Raw genomic sequence first — 9,952 nt, forward strand, 5'->3', positions numbered from 1 at the left:
AGCCATTTAGATTGCAAATAAATCCGCACCGTAAGTATTGATGTCAGTTTCGGTAACGCCAATGAGTTTCACGGTTAGATCAGCACCATCGGTAAACACGGCATTACCTACAGCATCATAGCTAAAGCTTAAATCACCGAAGTCTGTGACCGAGTCGCTAATAATGTGCAACGAATCTTCACCAATGGTGAAATCCACAACTTTTGCTTCGCCATGGCCACCAAACTTATCCGTGAACACAAACTTATCGCCATTGCTGCCGCCAACTAGAACATTATCACCAGAACCAGCTACAAGAATATCTTCACCGACGCCGCCATTTAGTTTGTTGTCACCCAACAAACCCAAAAGCAAATCATTACCTGTACCACCGCCGAGGTAATCGTTTCCTGTACCAGCCCTTAAGATGTCATCACCAGCACCACCAGTTAGGCGATCATCACCGTCGCCGCCGATCACATAATCGTTACCGCCACCGCCAACAAACGAATCATTACCACCAAAACCAATAAACAAGTCATCGCCGCCATCGAAATCAGCAAATTGGTTATTTACACCTGCATCGCCTAGATACGTGTCATTGTCACTTGTGCTCATTTTTATTCCCTCTTGTCTTAATAATTGAATAGACCTTTTATTCTATGTCTGAGTAGATTTGTAACAGACATGAGAAGTCTAATAGTCAACCGAATAGGAATAAGTTTGAATATGGGATGATATTTCAGACTGACATTTTAATAATAAATATAAAACTTAGTACTTTATAGAGTATTTTCTTTTTATTACAGTAAGTTAATACTAGTACTACAGATTTCGCCTAGCCCAACTTGTTGCTTGCGTACGGTTCTTTACTTCTAACTTTCTAAAAATATTGTATAGATGTGATTTAATAGTATGCTCACTGATAAATAAAGAATCAGCAATTTCCATATTTGAGCCTCCTTCTTTCAACATTTTTAAAACTTGAATTTCACGCCGAGTAAGCTCTACCTCGATAGCAGGCTCAATAATGCTATTCGCTTCTTTTCCTCGATAATAATTAACCAGCTGATCCAGTAATCTTCGAGACAGCCAATTATCTCCTTTTATTATTGCTTTTAACCCCTGACACACCTTGTCCATGGAGTCTCCCGGACCGAATATACCCTTGACATTCGGCCATGAGGCGAGTTCTTCTGTGTCTAAGTCATAACCTAAATTAAGCATTATGGTTCCTAGCACTTTATTACTATCTTTTAAATAAACTAAAGTTTCGGATGGAATCTCAACTGAAAAATCAACAAGCAAAAAGTAGCGTTCCGGAATGAGTTCGTGATAACTAGGGTTTTTAGTATCTATGATCGTTATTTTAGTTTCTATATTTTTAGAAAGCATTTCCTTAAAGTTTTCACTCTGTAAACTTTGTTGAGTGAGCATTAGGACTTCAGGCTTTTCCATATACTGTTCCATAATGTTTCTCATACTTTCAGTGACTTAACATTCTTAAATTAGTCGTTAATCGTCCGCACTTAGTGTGATATGTAAGTGCTAGTCCACAGAGTAAAGTTATTTGCTACTTTTTTAAATTCCAAAGTTATTAAAAAGAGAATCAAAAAAAGTGTTTCTCATAAAAGAAACACTTTTAACACATTTAGGTCACAGCAATGATTAAGAATTCACTAAATTAAATAACGTAATATTTCAAGAACATTACACTGTTAACGAGTTATCCGAAATATTTTCTTTCGCCCAAATAAGTGCTTGGACTCTATTTTTTACTTCAATCTTCTTGAAAATATTGTGTAAATGAGTCTTTACCGTATTCTCGCTCACAAATAGTTGTTCGGCAATTTGTTGATTGGAAGCCCCCATAGAGAGAAAGGTAATTATTTGTTGCTCTCGTTTGGTCAAAATAGCGGGAACATTCTTATTTATAGGTTTGCAGTGGCGACGAAGGTGAGTAATGTATTGCTGAGAAAACTTACGGCTGAACCACATATCCCCCTGAAGTACCTTACCAATCCCAACTTGCAGCGTTTTTATATCATCAGAGGTATAGAAAATACCTGCTAGAGTACGCCAAGCAAAAAGATCTTCAGTCGAAATGGATTGATCACAATTAATTAAGATTTCGAGCGTATCTTTCTGTTGCGACTCTTTAAATTCCGAATAACGCCGAAAGATTTCATCAGTGATCACGCTGCAATCAACAATAATGGCTGACGCTAAAGGCGAATCTAACGCTCCGTGAATAAGAGAGTCTGGTGTGATTAGAGCAACACTAATACCGAGTTTGGTCTCCAATACATCTTTCAGCAGAGATGACTGCAGACTGCCCTCCGTGATTAAAATGACATTTCTTGTTTTTTGTTGCTCCATCCTGATCGCATTCCCTTGGTCGCTTTTATTGAAATACGCAATAGATTTAGATAGAGCAGTAGTATTGTCAAGTATGAAAATAACTAGTACTAATTAATAACTCATTGAAGTGTCAATAATTTTTAAGTGGCAAGTCTGTAAGAGGTATTAGCATTTTTCAGGCATTAAAAAAGGGAGCATACACTCCCTTTTTTGTATTTGAGTTGGTGATTTTGTCGCGCCCGTTAGAGCCGAAACCTCACCCTAGCTTAGTGAACTGGAACAGAGTTTTTTTGGTTAAATTTACCAAAGTGTTGCTCTAACACTTCTGGCGTCAACTTACCTTCTGCTTCCAGCTTTTTTAGCTCAGCGACGATCGCTTTTTGCTCTTCTAGCGACGGCAGTTTTACTTCTGGCTCCTGAGCGGCTTCCTGAGAAATCTGCTCTAGTTCTTTTTCGAAGTCATTCATAGTACTTACCTAAATTTAGTTAGTGAACTTTTAAACTTCGGCTATTCTATCCAACTCTATAGCTTGAAGCTACCAACCATCTTGTCCAGACGTGAAGAGAGCGCTTGAAGATCACGACTTGCATCCGCCAGCTCTTCTGCCGTTGCCGTTGTCATTTCATTGATAGCGTTGATTTCTTCAATGTTTTGGTTAATGGTATGCACCACAGTGGATTGCTCTTCCGTCGCCGTCGCAACTTGCGTATTACGATCAGAGATGTCTGTAATTCGCTCAGAAATATTGACTAACACTTCCACTGCTTCATCGGTTGAAGCGACCCCTTCAATAGTGACCGCTTTACCCGCTTCCATCGCACTTACTGCGTCTTGTGCGTCACTTTGAAGTTGGTTGATCATCCGTTGGATCTCTTCTGTTGAATCAGCCGTGCGTGACGCTAGGTTTCTTACCTCGTCAGCAACCACCGCAAAACCACGACCTTGCTCTCCAGCACGTGCAGCCTCAATCGCGGCGTTCAACGCAAGCAAGTTGGTTTGTTCTGATATGTCACGAATTACGCCCAGAATCGAGCCAATATCTTTAGTTGTCGATGCCAGCTGCGTGACGACAATATTGGTCGTTTCTACGTCATCAGCTAGGCGGCTAATCACCTCTTTGGCTTTCATAACCACTTCACGACCCGTTTGAGTATTATCAGAAGCCTGATTTGCCGTATCGGCAGCAGTAGCCGCGTTCGATGCAATTTCGCTGATGGTCGCACCCATCTGGTTAATCGCCGCAACAACTTGAATGGTTTGATCACGTTGCTCTTGGCTGTTGTCATGTGTGGATGTTGCTTTCGTCGAAACACTTTCTGCCGCTTGACTTAATGAGCCACTGGTCAAAGCAACTTCTTTCATTGTGGCGTGGATCTTCTCAATAAATCCGTTGAAGCCTTTTGAAAGCTGAGCAATTTCATCATTACCCTGAATTTCAATGCGCTGCGCCAAGTCGCCTTCACCTTGCCCAAGGTCGGTAAAACGATCGGCAATCAGTCGAATTGGTTTAGTAATACTATTTGCCAACCATACGCCCATCAGAATGAATACAACGGCGACAATGATGGTCGTAAACAGCATTTTTTGCGCAGTAGCATTTAGGTCCGCGAAGACTTCATCGACAGGAACTACACCAATGACAAACCAATTCATTGAAGGAACATACAAACTGGAAACAAACGTGTCCTGCCCTTCAAAGTCCACATTAATCAAATTGAAGCTGTTTTTATTCAGCAGTGCACTCGCATCACTACCAAATAGCTTGGTGATAGAAGTTTGGTTTTTACCTTGTTGACGATGTATTTGAATCTCACCCTGTTCGTTAGTGAGGAACACATAACCCGTATCTTCAATTTTAAACCCATTGAGCAGCGCAACCATGTCGTCCATCGACTTTGAAAGACCTGACATTGATGTGCCATTTAAGTCTTGGTAGTTGGCAAACATTTTTACTTCGCCGTTTGCCTCTTGGAAAACGCTCACTGACGTTTCTTGACCAGAAGACGTAAAGCCAAAGAACCAAGCATCTTGAGTTCGATTAAGCTGACGCAAGAACCCGTTTTGATTCCAGTAATATGCCGTTTGACGATTGGCTACCGAAGCATCATTAAGTCCGTACTGGGATTTAACGTTATTGAGCTGCTGAACTAACTGAACTTCTACCGACGGGTCGCGGTCTGTATTAGATAGGGCTTCGACAATAAACTCGTTTGTTGCGAGCTGTTTTGCGGCTTGTTGCATCTCTACAACTTCGCGGTCAATTTCTGTATTGATTTGCTGCAGCATCGCAGGTAGTTCGATATCAATAAGACGGTGGCTCAACACATCTCTTGCATGACGCTGAGCCATAACACCAACGATTATTGTTGATGCTAAAACAGCAAACGTAATACCAAGTACAACCTTCTGTTTGATGCTCAAGGAATGAAGTTTCAACATATTCGGACCTTTTAAAAGAATCACTTGTTATTGGCCCCATAAGGGGAATCTGGTGCATATCTCATGACACGCACATCACAGAAACTTTATCGGCTCACATATACAAAACTAGAGGCATTTCTCACTATATTATGAAAAATAAATGTAACGCTCTGTCAGATAAGAACTTTCAGTGATAGCAAGTACTTGCAATTCTCTGCAGCGTCCCAATATTGAAAAGATAAATTGCGAAAGCGCATTGGAACTTTTTCCATCTGGAAAATGACCAATACTCAACACAAAAATCAAATGGATATCGAGAGTCCAAAGCATGCATAAATCTAACTTCGAAACTCTTCAGCAATACCTAGAGTCGCAGATCATTGGTCAGCAAGATCTAGTCAAACAACTGCTTGTTGCCCTTTTGGCAGATGGACATATTTTGGTTGAGGGCCCTCCTGGGCTGGCAAAAACCCGTGCAGTAAAATCACTCTCAGATTGTGTTGAAGGCGACTTCCACCGAATTCAGTTTACCCCTGACTTGCTACCAGCCGATTTAACCGGCACTGATATCTTCCGCCCCGAAACCGGAGAGTTCACTTTCCAATCTGGTCCTATCTTCAATTCTCTTATCCTTGCGGATGAGATAAACCGTGCACCAGCCAAAGTACAAGCGGCGATGCTTGAAGCAATGGCAGAAAAACAAGTCACAGCAGGTCGTCATACCTACCCACTGCCAGAGTTGTTTTTGGTCATGGCGACTCAAAACCCGATTGAACAAGAAGGGACTTATCCACTACCTGAAGCGCAGCTAGATCGCTTTTTATTACATTTAGAAGTGGAATACCCAGATGCGGAACATGAGCTATCTATCTTGCGTATTAACCGCGGTGAAGCAAAAGGCGAAACTACCGTCGAGCGCCCAATGTTAAGCCAACAAGATATCTTCACTGCGCGTAAAGAAGTGTTGGATATTCATATGGCAGAAACGATAGAGCAGTACATCGTCCGTTTAGTTATGGCAACACGTCGAGCCAGCGAATATGACACTGAGCTGGATAAGTGGTTGTCAATGGGCGTTAGTCCACGTGCCACCATCGCTCTGGATCGTTGTGCCCGTGCGCACGCTTGGCTTGCAGGTCGTGATTTTGTGTCCCCAGAAGATGTTCAAACCATGGCTTATCCGGTTTTGCGCCACCGTTTATTACTGAGTTACCACGCTCAAGCGGAAGGCATTACGGCAAACCAAGTCATTGATAAGCTGCTAAACCTCGTTGGCAGTGCATAAGACGAGGGAGTGATATGTCCACAACGCATCCACTGCCACCTCATGCGAATGGAGTGACATTAACCCTTGAAGAGCTGCTGCAATACCGCACTCAATCTGTACGTTGGTTGCCACCAGCACAAAGTATCTGGTCGCAAATGAGCGGTAACCATACCAGCCGCCAAAAAGGGCGAGGCATGGATTTTATGGAAGTACGCCAATACCAACCTGGCGATGATATCCGCAGTATTGATTGGCGGGTAACTGCTCGTACAGGGAAAGCGCACACAAAGTTATTTGCAGAAGACAAAGAGCAAGCTGTGATTCTTTACCTTGACCTGAGTTCTAGCCTGCATTTTGGGTCTAAGTATATGCTTAAGTCGGTTCAATTGGCTCACTTTGCCAGCGTGTTGATTTGGCTCACTTTGGCTAAAAAGGATCGCATCGGTGCGGTGATTGACGATGGACATCAATGTTTTGAGTTTCGCCCTTCCTCTCTACAAAAACAGGGGCTGCGGATTCTTAATGCTATCGTCGATACACATAACGCGCAGGTGGCTCGTACTGCCAACAACGAGGCTCGTACACTGCCGTATACTCAGGTGTTAGAAACACTTCATACACTGACACCTAAGGGCAGCGAACTGATTATGCTCAGCGACTTTGCCCACATAAGCGCAGCAGAGTTGACGCAGTTACGTCGACTAAAACAGCACAACAGTGTGAGGGCTATTCAGTTTTATGATCCTTTAGAAAGAGGTGAAACAAACTTTAGAGGTCAAGTAAAAGCCTCGGATGGACAACGTAGTCAATGGTTCAACTTTGGCTCCAAGGGCCAAAGAAAGGAACTCGAAACACACTTTACTCAACACCAAGAAACCATTAAACAGCAATGCCATTCGATGGCGATTCCATTTAACACGCTATCAAGTGGTTGGCCCTTGATTTCACAATTAAGCTAACAAACTGTACAAGCAGCATTTATTAAGCAGTAATAATAATGACAACAAACAACCAAAGCCTAGACCTTGAACCTCTGATTTTACCAAACGTTCCGGATTGGTTTCCGCTCGCTTGGGGATGGTGGGCAGTGCTTGCGGCCACCGTACTTTTCGTTTTCAGCATTTATCTTTATACGAAATGGCGTAAAAAACGCCTACGCGCGCAAAAGGCAGCCTTAAAACTTTTAACTCAATCTGTCACACCTCATACCCCTTCCTCAGCTCTAGAAATATTGCGTCAGGCGGCATTGAGTTACTTTCCGCGTGAAGAAATCGCGCCATTAACTGGAATCGCTTGGTATGAGTTTCTCGATAGTCATACAAAAGAAACTCGATTCGTAGACAAACAACATCAGTGGCAAGAAGCGCTGTATCAGAAATCCTCTCAAGAAAATCATCAAAGCTTGGTCGATGATTGTGTCTTTTGGATAACTCACGCTTTGCCACCAAAGAAAAAGGCAAATAACCGTGACTGAGCAAACACTCATAACCGATCTTGCCCAATGGCTAAACATTGAATTTGTCTGGTGGTGGGCACTATTTTTGCTGCCTGTCCCCTGGCTGGTATACAAGCTTCTGCCACAAGAATCTCAACAAGCCGAGATCAAATTGGCGTACTTACCAACTAATGAGAATGGCAGCAAGCCTAGGCAAGCCCTGCAAAAATCACTATCAATGGCGATCTGGGTTCTTCTTATCATTGCTTGTGCGCGTCCAGTTTGGTTTGGTGATCCAGTTGAGTTCCAACCCAAATATCGGGACTTGATGTTAGTCGTCGACCTATCTGGCTCGATGCAGCAAGAAGACATGGAGCTCAACGGCGAATACATCGACCGCCTCACCGCTGTCAAAAAAGTTCTATCGGATTTCGTGGCAAAAAGAAAAGGTGACCGTCTCGGGGTTGTTTTGTTTGGCGATCACGCGTATTTGCAGACGCCACTCACTGCAGACCGTAAAACCGTCATGCAGCAGATTAATCAAACCGTCATCGGCTTGGTTGGTCAACGAACCGCCATTGGTGATGGCATTGGTCTAGGCACGAAAACCTTTGTAGACAGTGATGCTCCGCAACGAGTCATGATTTTGCTTAGTGACGGCAGCAATACTGCCGGTGTGCTCGAACCGCTCGAAGCAGCGGAAATCGCAAAAAAATACAATGCGACCATTTACACCGTAGGCATAGGTGCTGGTGAAATGATGGTGAAAGAGTTTTTCATGACTCGCAAGGTTAACACCGCAGCCGACTTGGATGAGCAAACACTAACTAAAGTGGCAGAGATGACTGGTGGACAATATTTTCGAGCACGAGATACTGATCAGCTCGAAAAGATCTACGACACGATCAACCAGCTCGAGCCCGTGTCAAGCGACACGCAAACTTGGCGTCCGCAGTCAGAATGGTTCCCATACCCATTAAGCGCTGCATTCGTACTGTCGGTATTGTTATTCCTACTGAGGAGAAAACATGGCTGAGTTTATTTTTCTTAACCCTTCTTGGCTTTTGGGGCTTATCGCAATCCCTATTGCGCTCTTGCTCAATCACAAATTTAGAGCAAAAAAATCGACACTGATTGCCCCTCACCTAGCTAAAGTGCTCGGACAAAACACGCAGTCCAAACACTATTTTATTCTCTGGGGCGTAGCTTGGGCCATTGCCTGTATTGCGCTAGCGGGACCAAGCTGGCAATCCAACGCTCGCCCAAGCTTTGAATTAAACCAAAACCGCATTTTAGTACTTGATATGTCTCGCTCGATGTTCGCTACGGACATCAAGCCTAATCGACTCGCGCAAACACGTTATAAGGCGCTGGACTTACTTCCTAAATGGAAAGAAGGGGCTACGGGTCTTATTGCTTACGCTGGCGATGCCTATAACTTAAGTCCACTGACGACTGATTCCAGTACGCTTGCCGGCATTATCGAGAATTTGTCACCAGAGCTAATGCCTTTTCAAGGGGCAAACCTGCCTTCCGCAATTGAATTAGCGCTCAACCAGTTCTCTCAAGCAGGTGTGCAACAAGGCGACATCATCGTGTTAGCTGATGACCTTGATGAGTCAGAACTGTCTCGCGCGTTGAATTTGGTCGAAGGTAAAAACATTCGCATCTCAGTTCTCGCAGTAGGAACCGCTAATGGCGCTCCCATCGCCCTACCCGATGGTTCTCTTTTAAAAACTGCACAAGGCACAACAGTCGTAGCGAAAACAAATCTGAAGAATTTACAAATACTAGCAAAGAAAACAGGTGGAATTTTTGTTCCTATTCAGCACACCAATCGCGATGTTGAGAACATTTCAGCCTTTACGAACAACGTTGGCAGTCAACTTTCGGCCAAGCAGAGTGAAGAAGTGAGCACTGACTCTCGCTTAAACGGTGGCTTTTGGTTGCTGCCGCTGTTACTTCTGCCTGCAGCTTTACTGTTCCGACGCGGCCTGATTTGGATGTTTGTGGCAACAATAATACCGATGACTTGGACACAACACGCCGAAGCAAATCCGTTCTTAAATGCCGACCAACGAGGAGCGGAACTCTACAAGCAAGGTGAGTATGAACAGGCGCAAAACCTATTTACAAACCCAAGCTGGAAAGGAGCCGCCAGTTACCAAAAAGGTGACTACGAAGCCGCTATCGAAGCATTTTCTCATGACTCCTCTCCTAACGGCCGCTATAACCTTGCCAACTCTCTGGCGCAAAATGGTCAATTAGAAGAAGCAGCAGAGCTTTATAAAAAACTGCTTGAAGAAAAGCCCAACTTTGAAGCTGCAAAGAAAAACTTGTCGGTTGTGGAACAGAAGCTGAAACAGCAACAGCAACAGCAACAGCAACAGCAACAGCAACAGCAACAGCAACAGCAACAGCAACAGCAACAGCAACAGCAACAGCAACAGCAACAGCAACAGCAACAGCAACAGCAACAGCAACAGCA

Annotated in this window: 10 protein-coding genes; 5 read left to right on the top strand and 5 right to left on the bottom strand. The window is 43.7% G+C overall.

What is annotated here, in order from left to right; translation table 11 throughout:
* Positions 1-6 precede the first annotated feature (6 nt).
* The 5 genes from FKN16_RS20115 to FKN16_RS20135 form a co-directional block, all read right to left on the bottom strand.
* Positions 7-597 carry a calcium-binding protein gene (locus FKN16_RS20115; protein WP_005392412.1) on the bottom strand — a complete coding sequence of 197 codons (591 nt, stop codon included), beginning with the start codon at positions 595-597 and terminating at the stop codon, positions 7-9.
* A 207-nt stretch (positions 598-804) separates the two neighbouring features.
* Positions 805-1,461 (bottom strand): LuxR C-terminal-related transcriptional regulator, encoded by a 657-nt coding sequence (locus FKN16_RS20120; protein ID WP_109169191.1) that lies wholly within the window; start codon positions 1,459-1,461, stop codon positions 805-807.
* A 228-nt stretch (positions 1,462-1,689) separates the two neighbouring features.
* On the bottom strand, positions 1,690-2,358 hold the full coding sequence (locus FKN16_RS20125; protein ID WP_150917684.1) for a LuxR C-terminal-related transcriptional regulator: 669 nt from the start codon (positions 2,356-2,358) through the stop codon (positions 1,690-1,692).
* 248 nt (positions 2,359-2,606) lie between these two features.
* On the bottom strand, positions 2,607-2,807 hold the full coding sequence (locus FKN16_RS20130; protein WP_005392406.1) for a restriction endonuclease subunit S: 201 nt from the start codon (positions 2,805-2,807) through the stop codon (positions 2,607-2,609).
* A 56-nt stretch (positions 2,808-2,863) separates the two neighbouring features.
* A complete protein-coding gene (locus tag FKN16_RS20135) occupies positions 2,864-4,780 on the bottom strand; it encodes a methyl-accepting chemotaxis protein (protein ID WP_005392399.1) in 1,917 nt (638 codons plus the stop codon).
* A gap of 310 nt (positions 4,781-5,090) precedes the next feature.
* Here FKN16_RS20135 and FKN16_RS20140 point away from each other — a divergent pair, with 310 nt between their 5' ends.
* The 5 genes from FKN16_RS20140 to FKN16_RS20160 all read left to right on the top strand — a co-directional run.
* Complete coding sequence (locus FKN16_RS20140; protein WP_005392397.1) at positions 5,091-6,047, top strand: MoxR family ATPase; 957 nt, start codon at positions 5,091-5,093, stop codon at positions 6,045-6,047.
* 14 nt (positions 6,048-6,061) lie between these two features.
* Positions 6,062-6,988: a DUF58 domain-containing protein gene (locus FKN16_RS20145; protein WP_053808320.1), complete on the top strand. Its 927-nt coding sequence runs from the start codon at positions 6,062-6,064 to the stop codon at positions 6,986-6,988.
* Between the two features lie 38 nt (positions 6,989-7,026).
* Positions 7,027-7,503 carry a DUF4381 domain-containing protein gene (locus tag FKN16_RS20150; protein ID WP_170903436.1) on the top strand — a complete coding sequence of 159 codons (477 nt, stop codon included), beginning with the start codon at positions 7,027-7,029 and terminating at the stop codon, positions 7,501-7,503.
* On the top strand, positions 7,496-8,500 hold the full coding sequence (locus tag FKN16_RS20155; RefSeq protein WP_170903437.1) for a VWA domain-containing protein: 1,005 nt from the start codon (positions 7,496-7,498) through the stop codon (positions 8,498-8,500). Before FKN16_RS20150 ends, FKN16_RS20155 begins: the two co-directional genes overlap by 8 nt.
* Positions 8,493-9,952, top strand: a 1,460-nt coding sequence (locus FKN16_RS20160) for a VWA domain-containing protein (RefSeq protein ID WP_170903438.1), incomplete at its 3' end; no start/stop codon positions are given. The genes FKN16_RS20155 and FKN16_RS20160, both read left to right, overlap by 8 nt.

The sequence above is a fragment of the Vibrio sp. 11-4(1) genome (assembly GCF_013048625.1).
Lineage (GTDB): Bacteria > Pseudomonadota > Gammaproteobacteria > Enterobacterales > Vibrionaceae > Vibrio > Vibrio diabolicus.

Bases quoted from the DNA above. Each gene is read 5' to 3' on its own strand.
- FKN16_RS20115 (WP_005392412.1), bottom strand. From the start codon at position 597: ATGAGCACAAGTGACAATGACACGTATCTAGGCGATGCAGGTGTAAAT.
- FKN16_RS20120 (WP_109169191.1), bottom strand. From the start codon at position 1,461: ATGAGAAACATTATGGAACAGTATATGGAAAAGCCTGAAGTCCTAATG.
- FKN16_RS20125 (WP_150917684.1), bottom strand. From the start codon at position 2,358: ATGGAGCAACAAAAAACAAGAAATGTCATTTTAATCACGGAGGGCAGT.
- FKN16_RS20130 (WP_005392406.1), bottom strand. From the start codon at position 2,807: ATGAATGACTTCGAAAAAGAACTAGAGCAGATTTCTCAGGAAGCCGCT.
- FKN16_RS20135 (WP_005392399.1), bottom strand. From the start codon at position 4,780: ATGTTGAAACTTCATTCCTTGAGCATCAAACAGAAGGTTGTACTTGGT.
- FKN16_RS20140 (WP_005392397.1), top strand. From the start codon at position 5,091: ATGCATAAATCTAACTTCGAAACTCTTCAGCAATACCTAGAGTCGCAG.
- FKN16_RS20145 (WP_053808320.1), top strand. From the start codon at position 6,062: ATGTCCACAACGCATCCACTGCCACCTCATGCGAATGGAGTGACATTA.
- FKN16_RS20150 (WP_170903436.1), top strand. From the start codon at position 7,027: ATGACAACAAACAACCAAAGCCTAGACCTTGAACCTCTGATTTTACCA.